This window comes from Candidatus Pelagibacter sp. PS_06 (assembly GCF_059418045.1).
On the sequence record NZ_CM182078.1, the window covers coordinates 649964 to 675739 of the forward strand.

Consider the following 25776-nt stretch of genomic DNA (forward strand, 5'->3'; position numbering starts at 1 on the left):
AATTTTATCATTTAATACTTTTTAAACATTCTATTGCAGCATTTTGTTCAGCATCTTTTTTTGATTTACCAGAGCCAAAAAAATATTTTGTATTAGGTAACTTAACTCCTATTTTAAACAATGGTTTGTGTCGAGGTCCAGTATTAGAAATTAGCTTATAAATTGGAAGCTTTTTAAAATTTTTTAACGTTAACTCTTGTAAAGTTGTTTTTGCATCTATTTGGGTAATAACACTTTCCTTAATATGATTTTTCCAAAGATCTAAGATTACTTTTTCAGCTACAGCTAAGTTTTTATCAAGGTAAATTGCTCCAATTAATGCTTCACAACTATCAGAAATAATTTTGTCTTCAATTTTTATTTTTTTATTATTAGGATTAAAGGTTAAAATATATTTTTCTAAATTAATTTTTTTTGCAATTTGTAAACACGTTTTTTTATTTACTAATGAGGCAAATTTTTTATCAAGTATACCTTCTTTTTCATCTGGATATATTTCTAAAAGTTTTTTAGCGATTACCAATCCTAAAACTCTATCACCTAAAAACTCAACTTTTTCATTATTATTTTTTGTATCAAAACTTTTGTGAGTGAGTGATTGAGTTAGTAAATCTAAATCTTTGAATTTAAAATTAATTTTTTTTTGTAGATCTTGATAATTAATTTTCATTAATTAATTCGCTCAAATGTTCTATTAAATCTAATAGATTTATGCCATTTCCAGAATGCAAAAATACTACCTACTTTTCTATCAGATGAAAAAAAAATAAATTGAGCTTTACCAACTAAATTATCTTTGTGAACGTATCCAACACTTGATAAAAATCTACTATCTTTGGAGCAATCCCTGTTATCTCCTAAGAAATAATAATGGTTTTTTGGAACTTCGAATACATCGGAATTCTGATAAGTGTAATCTTTTAAATAGACTGTATGAAATTTTTTTCCATTTGGAAGTTTTTCTTCAAACCTAAAAACATCAATTGCTCTATTTCCACAATTTATTTTTAATTTATTTTTAATTTTTGATTTTAAAATTTCACTATTATTTAAATATAAATTAGCATCAATAAATTGAACTTTATCACCTGGTAGTCCAATTAATCTCTTAATATAGTCAGTCCTATTATCTGCAGGCGTTTTAAATACTACTACATCACCTCTATCTGGACTGTTAAAAAATATTCTTTTATTCAAAATTGGTGGGCTAAAAGGTAATGAATGCTTACTATAGCCATAAGAATACTTAGTTACAAAAAGTCTATCTCCTACTAACAAAGTAGGTTCCATTGATGAAGAAGGAATATAAAATGGTTGTATAATTAAAGATCTAATTACTACAGCTATTACCAATGCATAAAAAAGAGTTTTTATGTTTTCAGAAATAAAGTCTTTATCTAACTTCATATTGATTGGATTATAGCAAAAGCTGTTGAATATTCTTTTTCATCTGAAATAGATAAGAAAGAATTAAAATTTTTAACTTTAAATTCTTTTTTAATTATTTTAGTTATTTTTTTAGAATCTGAATAATACGGTTTACCAAATTTATCATTCATTATCTCTATATCTTTAAAATTTAAATCATTTCTAAATCCAGTGCCTAAGGCTTTAGCAAAAGCTTCTTTAGCAGCAAATCTTTTTGAAAAGTATCCAATTTTGTTTTTTGAAGAAGCTGATAATTTAAGTTCATTGGAACTGAAAATTCGATCTCTAAACTTATGATTTTTGATCGAATTTTTTATTCTATCATTTTTAATTATATCAACACCAACACCTAAAATTTTCATAAATTAATTTTTTATAATACTTTTAAATTTTTTAATTACTTTTGAAAGACCAATAAATATAGACTCACCAATTATAAAATGTCCTATATTAAATTCTTCAATCTCTTTAATTTTGTTTAATATACCTGTTGTTTTATAATCAAGTCCGTGGCCAGCATGGACTTCTATATTAAGTTTACTTGCCAAGATAGAGCATTTCTTAATTCTATTTAATTCATTATTATATTTTTTTTTTGACTTTACCAAGTTCGACAATTTTCCGGTATGAATTTCAACACAATCTACATTAAGTTCTTTTGATAATGTAATATCTTTAATCGATGGGTTTATAAATAAACTGGTCCGAATTTTTTTCTTTTTAAACTTTTCAATGATACTTTTTAATCTTTTTTTATTTTTTATTATATTTAATCCACCTTCTGTGGTTATCTCTTTACGGTTTTCAGGAACAAGACAAATATAATCTGGTTTAATTTTGAGCGCATTATTTACAATCTTATCATTCATAGAAATTTCAAGATTAACTAAGACACTTTTTGTTTTGCAAATTTTTTTTGCATCTAAATCATTTATGTGTCTTCTATCTTCTCTCAAATGGATAGTTACTGAGTCAGCACCCATTTTCATAACTTGTAAAGCTGCATAATATGGATCAGGATGATTTTCTCCTCTAGCATTCCTTACGGTAGCTACATGATCAATATTTACCCCTAATCTTTTCACTTAATAAATCTACTTCCAGGCGTGGTGATAGGCATTGACTTTAGGTCATGGGGTAATTGGTTTTCAGTATATGTTGGAACATCAATTTTTAAATGTGATATAATTCCAGTCTTAATCCTAAGCGATTTTTTAGTTGATCTATCTATTATGGAAGCAAAACCTATGAGTTTTGCATCAGCTTTTTTTATTAGTTTAACACATTCTAAGCTTGATTTTCCAGTTGTTATAACATCCTCAATAATTAAAACCTTTGCACCTTTTTTGATTTCAAATCCTCTTCTTAATTTAAATTTTCCACTAACACGTTCACAAAATATTGTTTCTTTTTTTAAAAGTTTACCCACTTCATAACCAATGATTACACCACCCATAGCTGGAGCTAAAATTAAATCAATATTTTTATGTTTTTTTTTAATTTTATTGGCTAGAGATTTGCATATTTTCTCAGCTAAAAATGGAAAACTTAAAAGTTTTGCACATTGAATATATTTTGATGAGTGTAAGCCAGAAGATAGTACAAAATGTCCTTCTAAAAGAGCATCAGTCTTTTTTAAAATATTTAAGGATTTTTTGAGTGAAAGCATTTCTTTTATCTTCGTGTCTAATTATCTTAAATTTTATACCTTTTTGTTTAAGCTCTGCAATAAAATTTGTGAAGTTTTTAAGGTTCGTTATGATTAGTTTGAATTTAAAGTTAATGTATTTTGTACTTTTACCTGCCATTTCAACATTTGAAATATTAAGTTTGTGACTACCAATCAATGAACTTATATCCCCTAACTGACCTGGCTGATCAGGTAATGAAATCCATAAAGTAGTGTTATATTTCTTTATTTTTTCCTCTTTTTGCTCCCCTTTATCGTGCCAATATCTTCTAATAGCTGCTCTTGCTTTTCCTGTTTTAGTTATTGGTATCCAGTGTAATGAAGGTGATTGATTTTTAGATGTAATTATATTTACCCTATCTCCATTTCTTAATAATTCCTGTAATTCAGATTTATTTCCATTAATTTCACATCCTATTGCAGTGTTACCTATCTTTGTGTGTACAGCGTATGCAAAATCAATTGGTGTTGCATCTTTTGGTAATTTTATAACTGAGCCTTTTGGAGTAAAACAAAATACATTTTCCTGGAACATTTGAAGCTTTGTGTACTCATAGGAATGTTCAGGATTTTCATTTTTTTCGATAATTTCAACAAGATCCTTTAACCAATCATATTCTTTCCAACTTAAAGAATTAAATTTTTCTGAAGATTTATATTTCCAATGAGAGGCAACTCCTCTTTCAGCAAATTCATGCATCTCATTTGTTCTAATTTGAATTTCAATTGGTTTTTGATTGGAGCCAATGACAGATGTATGTAGAGATTTATAGCCATTAATTTTAGGTGATGATATGTAATCCTTAAACTTACCTGGAATGCAGTTCCATTTTTTATGAAATATACCTAGTGTTTTATAACATTCATCTACCGACGAAAGTGTAATTCTAAATCCAATTATGTCCGTGATTTGTTCAAGTGAAATTCTTTTTTTTTGAACTTTACGCCAAATTGAAAAAGGAGTTTTTTCACGACCATGTATTTCTGCATTAATATGATTTTCATTTAAAATTGAACTTAATTCAAAAGAAAGAGATTCAAAGAGATCTTTTTTATCTAATTTAATTTCATCAAGTCTATTTTTAATTAATTTTCTTGCTTCGTTATTTAAAATTTCAAAAGATAAATCTTCAAGTTCATCTCTTATTCTGTGCATACCCATTCTATCAGCTAAGGGTGCATAAATTTCCATGGTCTCTTGTGCTATACGTTGTCTTTTTTCCTCTTTTGGAATTGCTTTAATCGTTCTCATATTGTGAAGACGATCAGCAATTTTTACTAATAAAACTCTTATATCTTTAGATGTAGCTAAAATTAATTTTCTAAAATTTTCTACCTTTGAATTTAAGCCAGCAGTATTTTCAAATACAGATATTTTTGTAACACCATCAACTAACTCAGCAATCTCATCACCAAATTCGTTTTTAATAGTTTCATAAGTAGCGAAGGTGTCTTCTATTGTGTCATGAAGTAAACCTGTGGTAATTGTTGCACTATCAAGTTTTAGTTCAGTCAAAATATTAGCAACCTCTATAGGATGTACTGAATACGGATCACCTGATGCTCTTTTTTGATTTTGATGAGCTTTAACAGCAAAATTAAAAGCTTTATCTAATCTTTCTGGATTTAAAAATTTATTATAAATTTTAACCTTATTTATTAACTCATTAGAATTAAGCATATTTTATTATAACATTAATTCAAATTTGTTTAATAGATCTAATATCTTTAATTGGTAGGGAAAAAATTAACTTTTTTATGTTAACTTTTTTAATTGGGTGAACCCACTCTTTTTCGATTTCAAATAAAGGGAATAAAACAAAATTTCTTTCATGCATTCTTGAATGGGGAAGACATAGTTCATCTTTCAAAACCAACCCATCAAAGTCAATGATATCTATATCACAGATTCTTGGTGAATTTTTGGTAGATTTTCTTCTGCCTAATTTAGCTTCAATAATTTTACATAAATTGATCATTTCCTGAGGTTCGTGCTTGCAGCTAGCTTTTAAAACAATATTTATAAACTTTGGTTTTTTTGGATCTGGCCATGATGGGGTTTCGTAATAATTTGATACAGAAATAAAATTTATTCCATTTACCAATAAAAGTGATTTTGCTTTTTCAATATTAATAATTCTATTTCCTAAATTTGAACCAATTCCTAAAAAAATATTTTTAGCTCGATTTTTTGATATATCTTGCTTTTTCACGGTTCCAATCTCGATTTTTTTTTGTAGCTCTTTTATCAAATTGCTTTTTTCCTTTTGCAACAGCTAATTCAACTTTAGCTTTTCCTTTTTTAAAATACATTTTAGTGGGAACAATAGTAAATCCATCCCTTTGCATTTTACCAATTAATTTATTAATTTCTTTTTTATTTAGTAAAAGTTTTCTTTCGTCAGTTGGATTGTGATTTGAATAACTTGCCTGTTTATAGGCTGATATATGAGAATTTATTAAAACTAATTCACCATTTTTTTCTACAGCATAAGAATCTGCTATATTAACTTTTCCATCTCTTATAGATTTTATTTCTGATCCTTTTAAAACAATTCCAGCCTCTAAAAGATCTTCAAAAAAATAATTAAAACTAGCTTTTCTATTTAAACAAATAATTTTTAAACCAGGATTGGTTTTTTTGTTCATTAAATCAATTTTGCTGATTCTAAAGCTTTTTTGATAACAGGTTTAGCATTTTCAGAAGTTTTGACCAAAGGCAATCTAACCCCATCATCACATAAATTCATTAATTTAGCAGCATACTTAACTGGACTCGGGTTACTTTCAATAAACATTGCACTATGCACTGGTTGTAAAATTTTATCTAATTTTTCAGCTTCAGCAATATCAATTTCATTATTTGAAACTGAGAGTTTTTGAAAATCAGAACAAAGCTTAGGTGCAATATTTGCTGTCACGCTAATAGTCCCAACACCACCTCTTTTATTAAACTCAAAAGCATTATCATCATTGCCGGTCAATTGAATAAAATCTTTTCCCATTTTAGTCAATTGTTGGTCAACTCTATCAAGATCACCTGTAGCATCTTTCACACCTATAATGTTTTTTAATTCAAATAGTCTTGCCATTGTATCAACTGACATATCTATTACTGACCTACCAGGTATGTTATAAATTATAATTGGAATTCCACATTTGTCATTAATAGCTTTATAGTGTTGATACAAACCCTCTTGAGTTGGTTTATTGTAATAAGGCGTAACAACTAAAGCACCATTAGCACCAGCTTTTTCAGCGTGTGAGGTTAATGAAATAGCTTCTTCTGTAGAGTTAGATCCTGTTCCTGCTATGACAGGTATTCTTCCATTGCTCTCTTTTATACATAAATCAATAACTCTTTGATGTTCATTATGGTTCAAAGTTGGTGACTCTCCTGTAGTTCCGGCAGGAACCAGACCACTGGTACCATTATCCATATGAAAATGAATTAATTTTATATAAGCTTCTTCATCAAGACCATTATCTTTAAATGGTGTTATTAAAGCAACATTTGATCCTTTGAACATAAATACTTATAACATAGTTTATAGATTCATATACTAAAACATTATGCTTAAAATATTATTATTTATTGGATTGTTGATAACAATTTTTTTAAATTTTAGTTATGCTTTGGCTGAAACATCTTTAATAATTCCTCTAAAAAAACCCTCCCTTACTGATAAAGAAATAAAGAATAAAATATCTCAAAACATTTTAAAACCTTTAAGGAAACCAAGTAAAAACAAAAATGTTAAAGTTGAACGAAAAGAAGTAGCTGAAATAAAAAAAACAAAAAAAGATAAAAAATTATCATTTAAAATTCCTAAAAAAAAGCCTGCTATAGCTGGATTAACTAAGTCTAGAAGTGTCAAAATTTCTAAATATTATAATAAAAAAGATTTTAATATTGCAAAAAAGGCAATATCTGAAATGCAAAAAAATAAGTGGTCTTCGTCACTTAAAACTGCAAAAAAAGCTAAGGATAAATCAATATATAATTTTATTCAGTGGCGATACCTTTTAACCACAGGAAATCAGGCATCATTTTATGATTATAAAACTTTTATAGATAAAAATAGCCAATATCCAAGAATTGATAGATTAAAGTACCTTGCTGAACATAAGCTATCCACATCAAAAATATCACCAAAGAAAATAATTAATTGGTTTGGTCAAGCAGAACCGTTAAGTGGATTTGGAAAAATGATACTTGGAGAAAGTTATGCTCTAACTGGTAACAAAATAAAGGGAACAAATTTAATAAAAGAAGGATGGATAACTGCAAAATTATCTAAAAATGATTTAAAATTTTTTAGAAAAAAATTTAAGAAATATTTAAATGCAGAGGATTATATTAATAGAGCTGATTATCTAGCTTGGGATGGCAAATATTGGGATCTTAGGAGATTAACAAGATATCTACCTAAAGATTATGAACTTTTATATACGGCAAGACAAATTTTAATCAGTAAAGGCTATGGTGTTGACCAAGCAATAAAAAATGTACCAGAAAAATTTAAAAATAATGCAGGATTAAATTATGACAGATTAAAATGGAGAAGAAAAAAAGGTAGAGTGGACGCATCTGCAGAAATTTTACTTAAAATTAGAAATGATAAAGATTATTTAGTTAAGCCTGAAAAATGGTGGAAAGAACGTGAAATAATTTCACGAGCACTTATATACAAAAAAAAATATGAAATAGCATATAAAATTTCAAGTAATCATGGAATGACAGAAGGTTCTGAATTTGCAGCTGCCGAATGGATGAGTGGCTGGATTGCCCTAAGTTTTTTGAATGACCCACTAATTGCAAAAGATCATTTTCGAAATTTTTATAAAAATGTAAGTTATCCTATTAGCACATCTAGAGGTGCTTATTGGCTTGCAAGATCTTATGAGAAATTAGGTAATAAAGCACAATCTAATAAATGGTATGTAGAAGCATCAAAATATTTAACCACATATTACGGTCAGTTAGCTTTTTTAAAATTAAATCCAAACGGTAAATTTGAACTTAAAAAAGATATGGAAGTTGATAATAAGTATCGTTATATATTTTTTAATAAAGAACTTGTTAAAATTGTTTATCTCTTAAATGAATTAAAAAAAGACAAATACACAAAATTCATTTTAAGACATCTTGCTAATGATAATATTAACAAAGGGAGTGAGGTTTTAGCTGCTGAACTTGCAACAAATATTGAAAGATATGATTTTGCAATACAAGTTTCGAAAATAGCCTCTTATCAAAAAAGATTTCATAACCAATTTAATTATCCAATTATAAGCACTCCCAAAAATATCAATGGTCGAAAAATTCCTGAAAGTGCTTTTATCCTATCTATCATCAGGCAAGAAAGTGAATTTGATTTGAGTGCTAATAGTCACGCAGGTGCAAAAGGTTTGATGCAATTAATGCCTTACACGGCCAAGCTAGTTTCCAAACAAGCAAAACTTCCTTATTCAAAATCAAGACTTACTACTGATCCTGAATATAACATTAATCTAGGTTCTCATTATATTGCTGGTTTAATTTTACAATATGATGGTGCCTATCCTTTTGCTGTAGCAGCTTATAACGCAGGACCTAATAGAGTTAAATATTGGAAAAAATTAAATAAAAATCCTCAAAAAAAACAAATCAATTTTGTAGATTGGGTTGAGTTGATAAAATTTAGAGAAACAAGAAACTATGTTCAGCGTGTTTTAGAAAACTATAATGTTTACAGATATATCTTGGAAAAAAAACCTATACAAATGAAAGACTTTTTTAAAGACCATCCCCTATTTTAATGGCGGAAGAGGAGGGATTCGAACCCTCGGTACAAGTTTCCTCGCACGGTCATTTAGCAAACGACTGGTTTCAGCCTCTCACCCACTCTTCCGTATGACATAGTGTATTAAGTGATTGTATTGAAAATTCAATATTTATAAAGTAATTATTCGATAATAATGAAAAATAAGTACTCTGTATTTTCGCTAATCAAAAATGCTTTCTCATACCATGAGAATTGGCAAAGAGCATGGAAAGATCCTTTGCCAAAAAAAGAATATGATGCTGTTATTATTGGTGGAGGTGGTCATGGTTTAGCGACCGCATATTATTTGGCAAAAAAACACAATATGAAAAATATTGCAGTTGTTGAAAAAGGTTGGATTGGTGGAGGAAATACTGGAAGAAATACTACCATAATTAGATCAAATTATTTGTGGGATGCAAGCGCAGGGCTTTATGATCATGCATTAAAAATTTGGGAAGGTTTATCTCAGGAACTAAATTATAATGTAATGTTCAGCCAAAGAGGTGTTATGAATCTTGCTCATAATCTTCAAGATGTCAGAGATTTAAAAAGAAGGACTCATGCGAATAGATTAAATGGTATAGATGCTGTTTATTTGAGTACTGAAGAAGTAAAAAAATTTTGTCCAATAATTAATACATCACCGGATATCAGATATCCTGTTCTAGGCGGAACTTTACAACGAAGAGCTGGAACAGCAAGACATGATGCTGTTGCTTGGGGTTATGCTAGAGGAGCAGATGAAATGGGTGTTGATATAATTCAAAATTGTGAAGTTAAAGGAATTAAAAGAAATCTTGATACTGTTGAAGGTTTAGAAACAACAAAAGGTTTTATAAAAACAAAAAAAATTGGCGTTGTTGCCGCTGGTCATTCAAGTGTTGTAGCAAATATGGCTGGTATAAAATTGCCTCTTGAAAGTAAACCATTACAAGCATTGGTTTCAGAACCTGTTAAACCAATTATTGATACTGTAGTTATGTCTAACGCGGTGCATGCTTATGTTAGTCAATCAGATAAGGGTGAACTGGTAATTGGCGCAGGAACAGACGACTACGTTTCATATTCGCAAAAAGGTAGTCACCAGATAGTAGAAGGAACATTAAATGCTATTTTAGAACTATACCCTATTTTTAGTAGAATGAGAATGTTGAGGCAATGGGGAGGTATTGTGGATATTTGTCCAGATGCTAGTCCAATATTAAGCAAGACCTCTGTTAAAGGATTATATTTTAATTGTGGCTGGGGAACGGGTGGATTTAAAGCAACACCTGGTTCGGGAGATTTATTTGCGCACACTATTGCTAATGATGAACCTCATAAGCTAAATGCTGCATTCAACTTAAATAGATTTGTAAGCGGAGACCTTGTTGATGAACATGGTGCTGCAGCGGTTGCTCATTAATGTTTATCATAAAATGCCCATATTGTGGTGAGCGGGACCATCAAGAATTTAAAGCTGGTGGAGAAGCGCATATAGAAAGACCAAAACAACCAACAGAATTAAGTGATGATGAATGGGCAGAGTATTTGTTTATGAGAAAAAATATTAAAGGAGTTCAATTTGAAAGATGGAATCATGCACATGGGTGTAGAAAATGGTTTAATATGGTGAGAGACACATCTAACGATGAGATAAAATTAATTTATAAAATGGGTAAAAAACCTCCTTCAGAATAATATGCCAACAAATTTAAGAGTTCAATCGAGTGAATTTATAGATGAAACTGTTAGAGTTTCTTTTAAATTTAATGGCAAAATTTACTACGGATTCAAAGGGGACACATTAGCTTCTGCTCTACTCGCTAATGATATTCATTTAGTTGGTAGAAGTTTTAAATATCATAGACCAAGAGGCATAATGACTGCTGGATCTGAAGAGCCAAACGCAATTGTTCAGGTAAATGATAAAACTAATAGAACCGAACCAAATGTGAGAGCTACAGAGCTAGAGATATATGAAGGACTAGAGGCATCTAGCCAAAATTGTTGGCCAAGTGTAAATTTTGATATTGGAGGAATAAATAATGCAATTTCAGCATTTTTACCCGCTGGATTTTATTACAAAACATTTATGTGGCCAGCAAGCTTCTGGGAGAAATATGAATTTTTAATTAGACATTCAGCTGGTTTAGGTAAATCCCCAACAGATAGAGATCCTGATATTTATGATCACAGATATGTTCATTGTGATGTATTGGTAGTTGGAGCTGGTATATCTGGAATTTTAGCTGCTAAAAATGCTGCAAAAAATAATTTTAAAACATTATTGGTAGATGAAAAAAATGAATTGGGAGGATCAACTATTTATCAAAATAGAGAATTTAATAAAATTGAAAACCAAAGTTCTTCGGATTGGATTAAAAAAGAAATTAAAGAATTAAACAATATCAGAAATCTAGAAGTTAAAACCAGAACAAGCGTTGCGGCATTTCATGGATATAATTATTTATTAGCAAGAGAAAACTTGACAGATCATTTAGAGAAAAAAAATAAACAAGGTAAAATTAGACAAAGATTATTAAAAATTAGAGCTAAAAAAGTTATTCTTGCAACAGGTGCATTAGAAAGGCCACTTATCTTTAATAATAATGATAGGCCTGGGATTATGCTTTCTTCAGCTATAAAAAAATATGCTGATTTTTTTGGTGTAGTTTCGGGTAAAAAAAATGTTTTTTTTACTAATAATGATAGTGCTTACGAAACTGCCTTATGCCTTCACAACAAAGGTATTAAAGTTGAGGCAGTTATTGATATCAGGGAAAGTTCAAATTCAAAAATTATAAAAGCAGTTGAGAATGTTGGTATAAAAATTCATTGGTCTCACACAATTGTAGATACAAAAGGCTATAAAAGACTAAATTCTATATCGGCAATGAAGCTGTCTAATGATGGTTTGTCTGTAACTGGAAACAAAATAGATATTTCTTGTGATTGTCTAGGTGTAGCTGGAGGTTGGACCCCTGCTGTCCATTTATTTACACAATCAGGTGGAAAACTAAAATTTGATGAAAACAATAAAGTTTTTTTACCAAACAAATATCCATCTGATCAATTAAGTGTTGGATCTTGTAATGGGGATTTTAAGATAAATGAAATTGTAAATAATTTATCAAATAATTTAAAAAAATTTTTAAAAATTGAAAAAACAGATTTTGACAACTTATCTATAGAAAGTGAAGAGGATAATTCAAAAAGAAATATTTGGCTTTTACCATCAGATAAACCAATAGGAAAAACAAAACCATTTGTTGATTACCAAAATGATGCAACAGCAAAGGATATTAAGCTTGCTCTAAGAGAAGGCTTTAGATCAATAGAACATGTGAAAAGATATACAACAACTGGTATGGGTACTGATCAAGGTAAACTTGGGAATATGCATGCACTTGGAATAATTGCTGATACAGCTGGTGTTAAAATGGGTGAGCTTGGAACCACAACATTTAGACCTCCTTATACACCACTAACTTTTGGAACTATTGTTGGGCGTAATGTTGGAGAGTATTTTGATGTATTCAGAAGAACTCCTATGAATGATTGGCACATAGAAAATAAAGCTGAATTTGAAAATGTTGGTCAGTGGAAGAGAGCTTGGTACTACCCTATTAAAGGTGAAACTATGCATGAAGCTGTTCAAAGAGAAAGTGTTGCAGCAAGAGAAAGTGCCGGGATATTAGATGCATCAACATTAGGTAAAATTGACATTCAAGGTAGTGATGCATCAGAATTTTTAAATAGGATTTATACAAACGCTTGGTCAAAACTTGGTATTGGTAAGTGTAGATATGGTTTAATGTTAAACGAGGATGGCATGGTTTATGACGATGGCGTTACTACAAGACTTGGAGAAAATCATTACCTGATGACAACAACAACCGGTGGTGCTGCAAACGTTTTAGGTAAACTTGAAGATTACCTACAAACTGAATGGCCTGAACTTGATGTTTATTTAACTTCTGTAACTGATCATTACGCTACAGCTAGTATTTGTGGTCCAAATAGTAAGAAAATATTAAATAAAATTATTCCTGATCTAGATTTATCTGAAGAAAGTTTTCCTCATATGTCATTTAAGAATACTCAAATTGGAAATATTAAATGTAGAATAATGAGAATTAGTTTTACTGGAGAACATAGCTATGAAATTAATGTTCAAGCAAATTATGGAAAAGCTCTTTGGGAAAAATGTATGGAAGCAGGTAATGAATTTAATATAACTCCATATGGAACTGAAACTATGCATTTACTACGTGCTGAAAAAGGCTTTATTATTGTTGGTCAAGATACAGATGGAACGATGACCCCTATTGATCTTCAGATGGATTGGGTTGTAAGTAAAAAGAAATATGATTTTATTGGTAAAAGATCACTTTATAGATCGGATACTATGAAAGAAGATCGTAAACAATTAGTTGGGCTTGTGACAGATGATCCAAATATAGTTTTAGAAGAAGGGGCACAAATAGTCTCGGACCTTAATCAGTCTCCTGTCAATATGCTCGGGCACGTTACATCAAGCTATTACAGTCCTAATTTAAAAAAATCTATTGCCTTAGCCGTTGTTAAGGGTGGAAAGAATATGATGGGAAAAAAATTATTCATTCCAATGGAAAATAAAACGATTAATGTGACTATTTCAAATTCAATTTTTTTTGATGAAGAAAATAAGAGGTTGAATGCTTAATTATAATTCTCCAATTAATAAAGCAATTAAACATAATGATATCTCTATTAAAGAAATTTCACCTATAATGAAACTTAATCTAAGAGGAAAAAAAAGAGAATTTTTTACTACAGTTGGTAAACATTTAGATATGATTTTGCCTACAGAAGCAAATACTTCATCATCAAGTTCTAAGCTTACTTCTATTTGGCTAAGCCCAGATGAGTGGATGATAATATCCAACGAGACAAGTGAAAAAGATACAAATAAATATGATGTTGAAGAAAGTTTATACAACAGTGTTTCAAAAACAAATTTAGGTGGTGTAATTGATGTTACAGATCATTTTGTAATGCTAGAATTAGAAGGAAAAAATATTTATGAATTATTTGCATCTGGTAGTCCATTTAATTTTAATGAATTTAAAGAAAAAAAGGGATCAACGACACAAACCCTACTAAATAACATAGATGTTATAATAATTAATAAGGGTAAAAATTTAGTTAATTTATTTGTTAGGCGTTCATTTTCAGAGCATTTGTGCTCATGGATTAATGATAGTGCGTCAAGGTTATAAGGTTATTTTTAATCATTTGTAGGTAAAAAGAGTTATGAAAAAACTTATCTTACTTGCACTAATGGTGCTTTTACCCCTTTCAGTTAACGCAGAGTCTAAACTAGATCAGATATTAGCATCTGGTGAATTAAAAGCTGGAACTACAGGTGACTGGGATCCAATGACCATGAAAGACCCAGCAACAAATAAATATAAGGGTTTTGATATTGATGTAATGAATGAATTAGCAAAAGACATGGGTGTAAAAGTTACTTTTGTTCCAACAGAATGGAAAACTATCGTTTCAGGAATTACTTCAGGTAGATATGATATATCAACAAGTGTTACTAAGACCCCTAAAAGAGCAGAAGTTGCTGGTTTTACTTCTACATATTACAAATATGGAACAGTACCGCTAGTTCTTAAAAAAAATTTAAACAAGTTTTCAACTTGGGATTCTTTAAATAAAAATGGTGTTAAAATAGCTACTACACTTGGAACTTCTCAAGAGCAAAAAGCAAAAGAATTTTTCCCAAATTCTACTTTAAAATCAGTTGAAGCCCCAGCTAGAGATTTTCAAGAAGTTTTAGCAGGTAGAGCTGATGGAAACATTACAAGTTCAACAGAAGCTAATAAACTAGTTATTAAATACCCACAATTAGCAATAGTTCAGGATGGTGAAAAAAATCCTGCTTTTCTAGCTATGATGGTTCCAAAAAAAGATAGTGTTTGGAATGAATATGTCAGTAACTGGATAGAAAAGAAAAAAAGCTCTGGTTTCTTTGAACAGCTGTTAGCTAAATATAACCTTAAAAGTTTATAATCAATTAGATATTAACAATTAATTATCTATAATTTTAAGAGTGAAAAATATATTTTTTTTACTCTTAATATTTCCCCTCACCTCTTGTACAAATCAAGAACTAGGGTGGTTTATTATTTCACCTAATAATGTTGAGGGATTAACAAATCTAAAATTCTTATTAAGTGGATTAACTACAACAATCTTTATCTCTGTAGTGTCTATTATTATATCTATGATATTGGGTTTTATTGTTGCCATCCCCTCTTTAGCAAAAAACAAATATTTAACTTATATAAATATTGGTTATGTTGAAATTGTAAGAGCTGTTCCATTATTAGTTTTAATTTTATGGATCTACTATGGTTTACCAATAATGACAGGAATTAGCTTTAGTCCGTTTGTTTCTGGAATAATTGCTTTAGCTATAAGTGAAAGCGCTTTTCAAGCTGAAATTTTTAGGGCAGGAATAAATTCAATTAAAAAAGCACAATGGGAAGCTGGAAGTTCATTAGGTTTAAATTTCTTTAAAAGATTAAGGTTAGTAATACTTCCTCAAGCAATAAAAAATATTTTACCTGCTATTGGAAATCAATTTGTTTATGTTCTTAAAATGTCATCATTGGTTTCTATAATTGGTATCGGTGATTTAACTAGAAAAGCTAATGAATTAGTTGTTACTACCTATAGACCTTTAGAAATCTATACTTTCTTAATATTGGAGTATTTAGTCTTAATATTAATTGTTTCTTTCTTTGTAAGAAAATTAGAGAAAAATTTAAGAACAGATTAAATATTAATTTTTTCTTCTCCAATCCCATGGATAATCGAATTCCATCGACCACATACCAAATTTATTAGATTTGGCATAATTTTCATCAGGTATAAATTTTTTAGAATACCTTCTATAAGCAAATGCATAGCCACTTCTAACTAAATAACTTGATAAACTATCGTTATTTACAAAACACTCGGCTAAAGTTCTTTTATATCGATCTTGACCTTCCTTTACACAGGAAACATTATTATTAGCAATCTTATCTATAAGAATTTGTTTGGCTGTTATTCCACATGGTATTTTAATCCCTTGCTTAATACAGGTTTGTTTTAATTCTGGAGTATCAATACCGCTAAACCTAATTTTCTCTCCATTTACTTTAATGGTATCTCCATCTGTTATCTTGATATCTTGAGATTTAATATCTGAGTATGTGAAAAAAAATATTAGTATGAAAATACTAATAACTAAAATGGCTTTTCTTTTGCTTAAAAACATTATTTAAAAAATACCCAATGAAAATTATTAAAGCAATACCCATTACCCAGTTAGTAACCATTATTGTATAGAATATATCATTATAATCACCTCCTCTTATATTAATAACATACCATAAAGATAAAAATGGAAATGCTGTTAACCTAAGAATGCTTAAATATAAGCTGTAAATTGGTTTTTTAAGAGCTTGGAATACTGCTGTGGTGATAAAGAATACTGGGTAAATTGGACCAATTAGTGCTGCAACCTTAAGGTAAAGCGTTCCATGTTTAATTGCTTCTAAATTGTCTGTAAATTGAGATACAAAAAATTCTGCTCCAAAAAATAATATAATTCCTGCACCAACCATAAAAGATGAGCCAAATAAAAGAGCCTTTGTATATAATTCTCTTATACGATTAAATTTCTTTGCACCAAAGTTCTGACCACCGATTGAAAGTACTGCTGTATTCAAGCCAATAACGGGTAATAAAAAAACTTGCTCAACCCTTAAAGCAGAACCATAGCCAGCTGTTGCCATTTCACCAAACTGTCCTATAAAATATAAAATATTAAATATACCAACTCCTATGAAGAGCATACTAAACATTATAGGAAGTGCTTGAGAAAATAATTCTTTCAACATATTTAATTTAGGAATGAAGCACTGTATGTATAAATATTTTCTTAATTTACATGAGTTAATTTTATAAGCTAAATAAAATGTTCCAATGGATTGAGAAATTACTGTTGCAATAGCAAGTCCACCTATACCAAAGGCAGGTATAAATCCATAACCCCAAATAAATAATGGATTTAAAAAAATATTTAAGAAAAAGCTAAAAATTAATACATTTCTGTAGCTCTTAGTATCACCTTGAGCATTTAGTGCGCCATTTAAAGAAATTTGTATCATTACGATAAAAGTACCGTAGAAAATTATATCTAAATATTCTCTTGTTAAAGCTATGCTTGAAACATCAGAGCCCATTACGCCTAAAAGAAAATTAGAAACATTTAATCCAAATAATGTGACTATAACGGAGGTTAATATTGCAAAAATAACTGATTGAGCAATAAATAGTGATGCCTTATTAAATTTTTTTTCTCCTAATAAATTACCTATACAGGCATTTGTTGCAGCACCTATACCTACACCAACAGCTATGATTACAAAATATATAGGAAATGATTTAGCTACTGCACCTATAGCTTCAGCTGAAATTCTACCCGCAAACCAAGTATCGACTAAATTGTAGAAGGTCTGGAACAAAGAGCCTACGCTTGCAGGAATTGTTACTTTTCTTAGAAGATCCCAAATAGGGTCTTTTGTTAAATTTATTTGTTTAGACAATATTTTTTATTTAAATTCTTTCTGGAATATATGCTTTGATCCACTCTTTTTAGCAAGGTTTATTTGTTTCTGTCTCATTCTAAATCTGGCTTTTTGAGTATCAGTTAAATCATCATGACAATTTGGGCAAGAAACACCTTCTTCATATTTTTTAGATTTTTTATCTTTTACTGAAATTGGTTTTCTGCAACCGCTACACATAAAGTAACTTCCAACTTTTAACCCATGTTTAAGACTGATTCTGTTATCAAAAACAAAACATTCACCTTTCCACAAACTATCTTTTTCCTTAGTTTTTTTAAGATAATTTAAAATGCCACCATTTAATTGGTAGATATTTTTAAATCCTTTTTTTTTTAAATAAACAGAAGTTTTTTCACATCTAATTCCCCCAGTGCAAAACATAGCAACAGGTTTGTCTTTTTTAAGTTTGTTTAGGTATTTAGGAAAGTCTCTAAAATTATTAACATCCGGGTTAACTGATTTTTTGAACGTCCCAACATTAAATTCAAAAGGTTTTCTTGTATCTATTATATGTGTGTCTTTTTTTTGGATTAATTTATTCCATTCTTTTGGATCTAAATGTGTATCCAAATTTCTTTCTTTAGAATTTAAAGTCAAGCTCATAGGAATGACTTCTTTTTTAATTTTTACTTTTGGCTTATGGAATGGTTGAAAACCAGATTTGGATTTATTACTGTTATCAAATTCTTTGAAGGAAAATATTTTTTTTAATTTATTAATAATACTTTTAATATCATTAATATCACCAGATATTGTTCCGTTTAAACCTTCATTTGCAATAATAATAGTTCCCCTAATTTTCTTTTTAATTAAAAAATCTTGAAGTAAGTCTTTATTTTTTTTTAAAGATCTAATCTTTATAAATTTATAGAAACCTAAAACTTCAAACATTACAAAACTCTACAAACCATCATCCCATCACCCAATGGTACTATAATTTGTTCCACTCTTTTGTCATTTGAAACATATGAATTAAATTCTCTTATATTAACGGTATATTTATCTAGATTATCTTTGTCAGCAACTTCACCATGCCACAGAACATTATCAATAATTATCAATCCACCTTTATCTACTAACTTTAAAGATCTTTCATAATATTCTTTATAATTCATTTTATCCGCATCAATAAAAACCATATCAAATTTATTATTTTTTAATTCATCTAAACTTTCTAGAGCAGGTTTTATTTTTGTTTCAATTTTATGATCTTGATTTGCTTTTTTGAAAAAGTTTAAAGCAACTTTGTTTGTTTCTTCATTTTTATCAAGAGCTATAAGTTTTCCATCATTAGGCAGTGCGAGTGAAATTGAAAGTGCACTTAGACCTGTGAAAGTTCCAATTTCAAGTACATTTTTAATATTAGAAGTTTTTATAATTAAGTGTAGAAAATGACATTGTGATGTTGCAACTTGCATTCTTTTAATATCACCAAGTGTATTGTTGTGATCTATTATCTCTTGCTGAATAGGATTAAGCTTTAAGCTAAAATTATCTATGTATTGTTGAAGTTTATCGTTAATTTTTAGGTTCGTACCCATGGCCTTTTAAGTCCTTTGTGTCTACCAATTTCACAAAATTAAAGTTTCTTCTTTAATATCTCATTTATTAACTGTGGGTTAGCTTTACCACCAGAAACTTTCATTGCTTGACCCACAAAAAAACCAAATAATTTTTCTTTTCCATTTTTGTATTCAATAGCTTTTTCTCGATTATCATCAATTATCTTATCAATTAAAGCTTCTAGTGCTTTAGGGTCACTCTCTTGTTTTAAACCTTTTTCTTCAACAATTACTTGAGGATCTTTGTCTCCATTCAACATTAATTCAAATATTGTTTTAGCTATTTTTCCAGAAATTGTTCCATTTTTAATCAAATTAATTAACTTAGCTAAATTTTTTGCACTTATTGGACTTTCAGATATTTCTAAATTTTTATTATTCAAGACAGCAAATAATTCACCCGTAATCCAGTTAACAGCTAATTTCATATCACGGTTCTTACCCATTTTTGCAACAACTTCTTCAAAGTACTTTGCGGTATCAATATCAGATACTAAAATTGTAGCTTCATAAGCAGATACTTTAAATTCATCTATAAATCTTTTCTTTTTATCGTCAGGTAATTCTGGAATATCCACTTTTAATTGATCGATAAATTCATCGCTGACTTCTAATGGTAATAAATCTGGATCTGGAAAATATCTATAGTCATGAGCATCTTCTTTAGATCTCATTGATCTAGTTTCATTTTTTTTTGTATCAAATAATCTTGTTTCTTGGTCAATCGATTTACCCTCTTCAATTAAATCAACTTGTCTATTTGCTTCATAATCAATCGCCATTTGCATAAATTTTATAGAGTTAACATTTTTAATTTCACAACGTGTTCCAAGTTCTTTAGAATCTTTTAATCTGACAGAAACGTTAACATCTGCTCTTAAAGAGCCTTCCTGCATGTTACCATCACAAGTACCTAAATATCTCATTATTGATCTGAGTTTTTTTATATACGCACTTACTTCATCTGGGGTTCTAAGATCAGGTTTACTTACTATTTCCATTAGAGCTACACCCGATCTATTTAAATCTACTAATGTATTTTGTGGATCCATATCATGAATACTTTTTCCAGCATCTTGCTCTAAATGAAGTCTTTCAATGCCAACCTCTTTTTGTCCATTAGGCATATCTAGAATCACTGTTCCTTCACCTACTATGGGGTATTTAAATTGAGAAATTTGATATCCTTGAGGAAGATCAGCATAAAAATAATTTTTTCTATCAAAAACTGATCTCTTATTAATTTTAGCTTTTAAACCAATACCTGTTTTTATTGCTTGTTTCACACAGTATTCATTAATTACAGGTAACATTCCTGGAAATGCAGCATCAACTAAACTAACTTGGGTGTTAGGTTCTGCTCCAAATTTTGTTGATGAAGATGAAAATAATTTTGAATTAGATGTTACTTGCGCATGCACTTCAAGACCAATAACAACTTCATAAACGTTATCATACCTTTCAATTAGATATTCTGAATTTTCTTTAGGCACTATTTAATCCACCAATCAGTGATTTTATTTTTAAAATTAATTTTATCCTCCATTGCATATGCTAAATTTAAAATTTCTTGTTCTTGAAATGCTTTACCAATAATCTGTAATCCTAAAGGATATCCTGATGCGTCAAGACCTGCTGGTATAGATATAGCTGGCAAACCTGCTAAATTTACAGGTACAGTAAAGATGTCATTTAAATACATTGAAACTGGATCATTTTTCTTTTCACCTATCTTAAACGCTGAACTAGGTGTTGAAGGTGTTAAAATAGCATCTACTTTTTTATACGCTTCATCAAAATCATTTTTAATCAACTTTCTAACTTTTTGTGCTTTTAAGTAATAAGCATCGTAATATCCTGATGATAAAACATAAGTTCCAATCATTATTCTTCGTTGGACTTCAGCACCAAAACCTTCTGATCTTGTTTTTTCATACATATCTATTAAGTTTTCGCCTTTAGCTCTAAAACCATACTTGACACCATCATATCTGGCTAAATTTGAGGAAGCTTCTGCGGGAGCAACTATATAATATGTTGGTAAAGCATAACTAGTGTTAGGTAATGAAATATCAATTATCTCCGCACCACAATCTTTTGCGTATTCAATTCCTTTTTTCCATAACTCTTCAATTTCTTTTGGCATACCCTCTACTCTATACTCTTTGGGTATTCCTATTTTTTTTCCTTTAATATCTTTTGATAATTCTTTGCTATATTGACTTCTTTTAAAATCTATTGATGTAGAGTCTTTGTTGTCATAAGAACTAATTACTTCTTGCAACAATGCACAGTCCTCAACATTTTGTGACATTGGTCCCGCTTGATCTAATGAAGATGCAAAGGCAACTATTCCATACCTAGAACAACTTCCATAAGTAGGTTTTAAACCTACTGTTCCTGTAAAAGATGCTGGTTGTCTTATTGATCCACCAGTATCAGTTCCTATCGTAATCGGTGTCAGTTGGCCACTCACTGCTGCAGCAGAACCACCAGAAGATCCACCTGGTACCAATCCTTTATCAATTGGGTTTTGAACATTTCCATAGAAACTTGTTTCGTTTGAGGATCCCATGGCAAATTCATCGCAATTTAATTTACCAAGCAAAATAGCTCCTTCGTTCCATATATTTTGAGTCACTGAAGACTCGTAAGTGGGAATAAAATTTTCAAGAATTTTACTACCTGCAGTAGTTCTAATATCTTTAGTACAAAAAAGATCTTTTACTGCCATTGGTATTCCTGGGAGCTTTAAATCTAGATTGGGTTTTTCATCAAATTTTTTTGATTTATCAATTGCATTTGAAAAATCTTCAGTAATATAAGAATTTAATTCTTTTGATTTTTCAGAACGATCAACAAAAGCTTTGGTAACTTCCTCAGAGGATAATTTTTTTTCTTTAATATTTTTTACTAATGAAGTTAATGATTGTGAAGTTATATCAGACATTATTCAACAACTTTTGGAACTACAAAAAAATCCTCGTTATCTTCAGGTGAATTTTTTATAATTTGTTCTCTTATATTTTGATTTTTAACTTCATCAGATCTAAATTTTAAAGTTGTTTCAGCAACAGATGTAAGTGGTTCTACATTGTCAGTATCTAATTCATTCAATTTTTCAATAAATTTGAAAATTGAGTTTAAATCACCTGCAAGCTTTTCAGCTTTTTGTTCATCAACTGAAATCCTTGATAGTTTTGAAATATGTTTTATTGTTTTAAGATCAATGCTCATATGGTATTTAAATATGTCGCAAACTATCACTTAAGTTAAAAATATACAATATGATCGCTATTGAAGATTTAAAAAAAAAACAGGCTGAACCCTCTAGATTAATTGGATTAGATCTTGGCTCTAAAAGAATTGGTGTATCAATATGTGATGAGAGGCAATCTATAGCCACCCCCTTTAAGACAATTGCTAAAACAAATACAAATGAGTTAATTATTCAATTAAAAGAGATAATTAATGAGTATGATATTAAAGGAATTATAATTGGCAATCCTCTCAATATGGATGGTTCTTCAGGTAGATCTGCGCAATCTGTTAACGATGTTTCAGCTAATATAGATAAGGCTATTGGTATAGATGTGTGCCTTTGGGATGAGAGGCTTTCTACCGTCGGAGCTTTTAATCTATCTAGCCAACTTGATGTTAATGTGAGCAAAAGAGAAAAAAATATAGATCAAAATGCTGCAGCTTTTATACTTCAGGGAGCAATAGATTTTTTAAACAATTAATACTTGCCATGACATTACTTTATAGTTATAGAGTTAATTTTAATGGCATCTAAAACACATAAAGCTATTAAAATTTCCCAAAAACATTTGTTAGGTATTCAAGATTTATCAATCAATGATGTGAATTTGATTTTAGATGAGTCACAGTCATTCATTAAGCTTAATCAAAGTAAAAATAAACGTTTAAATATTCTAAATGGAAAAACACAAATTAACTTATTTTTTGAACCTTCTACTAGAACACAAAGTTCCTTTGAATTAGCAGGTAAACGTTTAGGAGCAGATGTCATGTCAATGAATATGGGAAACTCTGCAATTAAAAAAGGTGAAACTTTAATTGATACAGCAATGACGTTAAATGCTATGCACCCTGATATAATTGTCATTAGACACCAAGACTCAGGAGCTTGTAACTTATTATCTCAAAAAGTTAATTGTGCTGTACTAAATGCTGGTGATGGTCGAAGAGAACACCCTACTCAAGCTTTACTAGATGCCTTAACAATAATTAACCGAAAAAATAAAATTCAAGGATTAAAAATTGCAATTTGCGGTGACATTCTCCATTCAAGAGTTGCAAGATCAAATATTTATTTATTAACTATGCTAGGCGCTGAAGTAAATATTATTGCACCAACAAATTTAATGCCAAAAGAAATTGAAAAATTTGGAGTCAATACTTTTACTAACATGAAAAAAGGGCTTAAAGATTGTGATATAGTAATGATGTTAAGACTTCAAAACGAAAGAATGACTAGTTCATTTCTTTCCTCAAATAGAGAGTACTATGAGTATTATGGTTTAACTCCAGACAAACTTGATCATGCAAAATCAGATGCAATTATTATGCATCCTGGTCCTATGAATAGAGGAATAGAAATCGATACAAGACTGGCTGATGATATTAATAAAAGTGTAATAAAAGAACAAGTAGAACTTGGTGTAGCGGTAAGAATGGCTTGTTTAAAAATATTTTGTGAATAAATGAAAAAACAATATTTTATAAATGCAAATATTATTGATCCTTTTAACTCATTAAATGAGAATGGAGGTTTAATAATATCAGAAGATGGAAAAATTGAAGCTATAGGTAAAAAAGTAAATTCTAATAATTTACCCACAAGGGAAAAACCATTAGATTTGAAAGGCAAATATATCTTTCCTGGACTAGTTGATATGAGAGTTTTTGTAGGTGAGCCAGGCTATGAATATAAAGAAAATTTTAGAACATTAAGTAACGCAGCATTATCAGGTGGAGTAACCTCTGTAGTTACAATGCCTAACACTGATCCAATAATAGACAACGTTTCAATTGTAGATTTCTTAAAAAGAAGAGGAAGAGATAAATCTAAGATAAATATATTTCCTTGTGCTTCTTTAACACAAAATATTGAGGGAACTAACATGACCGAATTTGGCTTGTTAGCAAAAAAAGGAATAATTGCATTTACAGATGGAATTAAAACTATTCAAAATACTAGTTTAATGTCCAGAATAATGAATTCAGCTAAAGACTTAGATTGTTTAATTATGCAACATGCTGAAGACTATCATCTCTCTAAAAATGGAATGATTAACTCAGGTATAATTGCTACTAAACTAGGTTTATCAGGAATACCTGATATTGCTGAAAGAATTATCATTGAAAGAGACTTAGCTCTTCTTGAGAAAAATAAGTGTCGATACCATATATCGCAACTCTCTGCAGCAAAATCAGTCGAAGTAATTAAGGAAAGAAAAAGTGATATAAAATTTACCTGTGGTGTCTCTATAAATAATTTATCTCTTAATGAAAATGATATTGGTGATTTTAAAACATTTTTAAAATTGTCTCCTCCTCTAAGAAAAGAAGAAGATAGAGAAGCACTAGTACAAGGACTTAAAGATAAAACTATTGATGTAATAGTTTCAGATCATAAACCTGAAGATGAAGAGTCTAAACGATTGACTTTTTCACAAGCTGCTACGGGAGCTTCAGGTATAGAAACATTACTATCTTTATCCCTAGAATTATATCATAACGGGTCAGTAAAACTTGAAACCATTATTCAAGCACTTACAACTAATCCAGCAAAAATTTTAAGAATTGATAAAGGAAATCTTTCAATAGGTAATGATGCAGATTTTTGTATTGTTGATCTAAATAAACCATGGATTGTAAAAAAAGAAAATTTAATTTCAAAATCTAAAAATACTTCCATTGAAGACAAAAAACTTCAGGGAAAGGTCACTAATACCTTTGTAAAAGGTAGAGAGTTATTTAAAATATAAAAATGGATTATTTAGTTGTTGGTATTGCCTCATATCTAATGGGTTCTATTCCATTTGGTTTAATTTTAACTAAAATCTTCTTAAACAAAGATATTAGGGAAATAGGTTCTGGTAACATAGGTGCAACAAATGCGTTAAGAACAGGTAATAAGCTGATTGGTTATACAACTTTGATATTAGATATAACTAAAGCTATAATTCCAGTTATTTACGTAAAAGTTAATTTTCCTGAATTAATATACATAGCTTCTTTATGTGCTTTTTTAGGACATGTTTTTCCACTATGGCTTAAATTTAAAGGTGGCAAAGGGGTAGCTACATACGTTGGAATTTTATTTTCTGTAAATTTTTTACTAGGTTTTATCTTTGTTTCAAGTTGGGGAATCATATTTTTAATATCCAGATACTCTTCACTTTCATCAATAATAGGATCTATGTCAGTGCCTATTTATATTCTAATTACTGGCCAGTTAAGTAATGCTATTTTTTTTGGAATAATGTTTATTTTGATCTTCTTCACTCATAGAGAAAATATTAAACGATTGAAAAATAAAGAAGAAAGCAAGACTAAAATTTATTAATTTGACTATCAAAGACTTTTGGGTAGTTTGTTAA

Annotated in this window: 27 protein-coding genes and 1 tRNA gene; 11 read left to right on the plus strand and 17 right to left on the minus strand. The window is 29.5% G+C overall.

Annotated elements, in window-relative coordinates; translation table 11 throughout:
- Window positions 1-7: 7 nt before the first annotated feature.
- From rnc to dapA, 9 genes are read right to left on the minus strand one after another with little or no spacing between them, the layout of a single operon-like run.
- Window positions 8-670, minus strand: a complete 663-nt coding sequence (gene rnc, locus AC5SLZ_RS03200) for a ribonuclease III (RefSeq protein ID WP_494616174.1) — start codon at window positions 668-670, stop codon at window positions 8-10.
- Window positions 670-1407, minus strand: coding sequence for a signal peptidase I (gene lepB, locus AC5SLZ_RS03205; RefSeq protein ID WP_494616175.1), 738 nt, complete (start codon window positions 1405-1407; stop codon window positions 670-672). The genes rnc and lepB overlap by 1 nt, the downstream gene beginning before the upstream one ends.
- Window positions 1404-1790 (minus strand): holo-ACP synthase, encoded by a 387-nt coding sequence (gene acpS, locus AC5SLZ_RS03210; RefSeq protein ID WP_028036942.1) that lies wholly within the window; start codon window positions 1788-1790, stop codon window positions 1404-1406. Before acpS ends, lepB begins: the two co-directional genes overlap by 4 nt.
- 3 nt (window positions 1791-1793) lie before the next feature.
- Complete coding sequence (locus AC5SLZ_RS03215; RefSeq protein WP_494616176.1) at window positions 1794-2513, minus strand: pyridoxine 5'-phosphate synthase; 720 nt, start codon at window positions 2511-2513, stop codon at window positions 1794-1796.
- Entirely contained in the window at window positions 2510-3097 is a 588-nt protein-coding gene (gene pyrE / locus AC5SLZ_RS03220) for an orotate phosphoribosyltransferase (RefSeq protein ID WP_028036940.1), read from the minus strand. Before pyrE ends, AC5SLZ_RS03215 begins: the two co-directional genes overlap by 4 nt.
- Window positions 3054-4799, minus strand: a complete 1746-nt coding sequence (locus AC5SLZ_RS03225; RefSeq protein WP_028036939.1) for a RelA/SpoT family protein — start codon at window positions 4797-4799, stop codon at window positions 3054-3056. The genes pyrE and AC5SLZ_RS03225 overlap by 44 nt, the downstream gene beginning before the upstream one ends.
- Window positions 4800-4818: 19 nt before the next feature.
- Window positions 4819-5331, minus strand: a complete 513-nt coding sequence (folK, locus tag AC5SLZ_RS03230) for a 2-amino-4-hydroxy-6-hydroxymethyldihydropteridine diphosphokinase (RefSeq protein WP_494616178.1) — start codon at window positions 5329-5331, stop codon at window positions 4819-4821.
- On the minus strand, window positions 5297-5767 hold the full coding sequence (smpB, locus tag AC5SLZ_RS03235; protein WP_494616179.1) for an SsrA-binding protein SmpB: 471 nt from the start codon (window positions 5765-5767) through the stop codon (window positions 5297-5299). The genes folK and smpB overlap by 35 nt, the downstream gene beginning before the upstream one ends.
- The gene (dapA, locus tag AC5SLZ_RS03240) at window positions 5767-6648 is read right to left on the minus strand and encodes a 4-hydroxy-tetrahydrodipicolinate synthase (protein WP_494616180.1); all 882 of its coding nucleotides are present in this window, start codon (window positions 6646-6648) and stop codon (window positions 5767-5769) included. Before dapA ends, smpB begins: the two co-directional genes overlap by 1 nt.
- Window positions 6649-6691: 43 nt before the next feature.
- Between dapA and AC5SLZ_RS03245 the strand changes: the two genes are divergently transcribed.
- Complete coding sequence (locus AC5SLZ_RS03245; RefSeq protein ID WP_494616181.1) at window positions 6692-8920, plus strand: lytic transglycosylase domain-containing protein; 2229 nt, start codon at window positions 6692-6694, stop codon at window positions 8918-8920.
- On the opposite strand, the gene AC5SLZ_RS03250 is transcribed toward AC5SLZ_RS03245, so the two are convergent.
- A tRNA-Ser gene (locus AC5SLZ_RS03250) sits at window positions 8921-9012 on the minus strand.
- Window positions 9013-9079: 67 nt separating this feature from the next.
- Here AC5SLZ_RS03250 and AC5SLZ_RS03255 point away from each other — a divergent pair.
- Genes AC5SLZ_RS03255 through AC5SLZ_RS03280 form a run of 6 tightly spaced genes read left to right on the plus strand, consistent with a single transcriptional unit; the run spans window position 9080 to window position 15745 of the window.
- Complete coding sequence (locus AC5SLZ_RS03255; protein ID WP_494616183.1) at window positions 9080-10333, plus strand: sarcosine oxidase subunit beta family protein; 1254 nt, start codon at window positions 9080-9082, stop codon at window positions 10331-10333.
- Window positions 10333-10608: a sarcosine oxidase subunit delta gene (locus AC5SLZ_RS03260; protein ID WP_494616184.1), complete on the plus strand. Its 276-nt coding sequence runs from the start codon at window positions 10333-10335 to the stop codon at window positions 10606-10608. Before AC5SLZ_RS03255 ends, AC5SLZ_RS03260 begins: the two co-directional genes overlap by 1 nt.
- Window position 10609: 1 nt before the next feature.
- On the plus strand, window positions 10610-13615 hold the full coding sequence (locus AC5SLZ_RS03265; RefSeq protein WP_494616185.1) for a sarcosine oxidase subunit alpha family protein: 3006 nt from the start codon (window positions 10610-10612) through the stop codon (window positions 13613-13615).
- Window positions 13608-14171, plus strand: coding sequence for a sarcosine oxidase subunit gamma family protein (locus AC5SLZ_RS03270; protein ID WP_494616186.1), 564 nt, complete (start codon window positions 13608-13610; stop codon window positions 14169-14171). Before AC5SLZ_RS03265 ends, AC5SLZ_RS03270 begins: the two co-directional genes overlap by 8 nt.
- Window positions 14172-14205: 34 nt before the next feature.
- Entirely contained in the window at window positions 14206-14973 is a 768-nt protein-coding gene (locus AC5SLZ_RS03275) for a transporter substrate-binding domain-containing protein (RefSeq protein ID WP_494616187.1), read from the plus strand.
- A 40-nt stretch (window positions 14974-15013) separates the two neighbouring features.
- Window positions 15014-15745, plus strand: coding sequence for an amino acid ABC transporter permease (locus AC5SLZ_RS03280; RefSeq protein WP_494616189.1), 732 nt, complete (start codon window positions 15014-15016; stop codon window positions 15743-15745).
- Window positions 15746-15748: 3 nt separating this feature from the next.
- Here the strand turns inward: AC5SLZ_RS03280 and AC5SLZ_RS03285 are convergent, their stop codons facing one another.
- The 7 genes from AC5SLZ_RS03285 to gatC are packed head-to-tail and all read right to left on the minus strand — an operon-like array spanning window position 15749 to window position 22384.
- Window positions 15749-16228, minus strand: coding sequence for a thermonuclease family protein (locus AC5SLZ_RS03285; protein ID WP_494616190.1), 480 nt, complete (start codon window positions 16226-16228; stop codon window positions 15749-15751).
- Window positions 16191-17561 (minus strand): MATE family efflux transporter, encoded by a 1371-nt coding sequence (locus AC5SLZ_RS03290; RefSeq protein WP_494616192.1) that lies wholly within the window; start codon window positions 17559-17561, stop codon window positions 16191-16193. Before AC5SLZ_RS03290 ends, AC5SLZ_RS03285 begins: the two co-directional genes overlap by 38 nt.
- Before the next feature lie 6 nt (window positions 17562-17567).
- Complete coding sequence (trhO, locus tag AC5SLZ_RS03295; protein WP_494616193.1) at window positions 17568-18476, minus strand: oxygen-dependent tRNA uridine(34) hydroxylase TrhO; 909 nt, start codon at window positions 18474-18476, stop codon at window positions 17568-17570.
- The gene (locus AC5SLZ_RS03300; RefSeq protein WP_494616194.1) at window positions 18476-19126 is read right to left on the minus strand and encodes an O-methyltransferase; all 651 of its coding nucleotides are present in this window, start codon (window positions 19124-19126) and stop codon (window positions 18476-18478) included. Before AC5SLZ_RS03300 ends, trhO begins: the two co-directional genes overlap by 1 nt.
- Window positions 19127-19164: 38 nt before the next feature.
- Window positions 19165-20640, minus strand: a complete 1476-nt coding sequence (gatB, locus tag AC5SLZ_RS03305) for an Asp-tRNA(Asn)/Glu-tRNA(Gln) amidotransferase subunit GatB (protein WP_494616196.1) — start codon at window positions 20638-20640, stop codon at window positions 19165-19167.
- On the minus strand, window positions 20640-22097 hold the full coding sequence (gene gatA / locus AC5SLZ_RS03310; protein ID WP_494616197.1) for an Asp-tRNA(Asn)/Glu-tRNA(Gln) amidotransferase subunit GatA: 1458 nt from the start codon (window positions 22095-22097) through the stop codon (window positions 20640-20642). Before gatA ends, gatB begins: the two co-directional genes overlap by 1 nt.
- A complete protein-coding gene (gatC, locus tag AC5SLZ_RS03315; protein ID WP_028036922.1) occupies window positions 22097-22384 on the minus strand; it encodes an Asp-tRNA(Asn)/Glu-tRNA(Gln) amidotransferase subunit GatC in 288 nt (95 codons plus the stop codon). The genes gatA and gatC overlap by 1 nt, the downstream gene beginning before the upstream one ends.
- A gap of 50 nt (window positions 22385-22434) precedes the next feature.
- On the opposite strand from gatC, the gene ruvX reads away from it, so the two are divergent.
- From ruvX to plsY, 4 genes are read left to right on the plus strand one after another with little or no spacing between them, the layout of a single operon-like run.
- A complete protein-coding gene (gene ruvX / locus AC5SLZ_RS03320; RefSeq protein ID WP_028036921.1) occupies window positions 22435-22890 on the plus strand; it encodes a Holliday junction resolvase RuvX in 456 nt (151 codons plus the stop codon).
- Window positions 22891-22932: 42 nt separating this feature from the next.
- The gene (locus tag AC5SLZ_RS03325) at window positions 22933-23874 is read left to right on the plus strand and encodes an aspartate carbamoyltransferase catalytic subunit (RefSeq protein WP_028036920.1); all 942 of its coding nucleotides are present in this window, start codon (window positions 22933-22935) and stop codon (window positions 23872-23874) included.
- Window positions 23875-25161 (plus strand): dihydroorotase, encoded by a 1287-nt coding sequence (gene pyrC, locus AC5SLZ_RS03330; protein ID WP_494616199.1) that lies wholly within the window; start codon window positions 23875-23877, stop codon window positions 25159-25161.
- A gap of 2 nt (window positions 25162-25163) precedes the next feature.
- Window positions 25164-25742, plus strand: coding sequence for a glycerol-3-phosphate 1-O-acyltransferase PlsY (gene plsY, locus AC5SLZ_RS03335; protein ID WP_494616200.1), 579 nt, complete (start codon window positions 25164-25166; stop codon window positions 25740-25742).
- Window positions 25743-25776 lie beyond the last annotated feature (34 nt).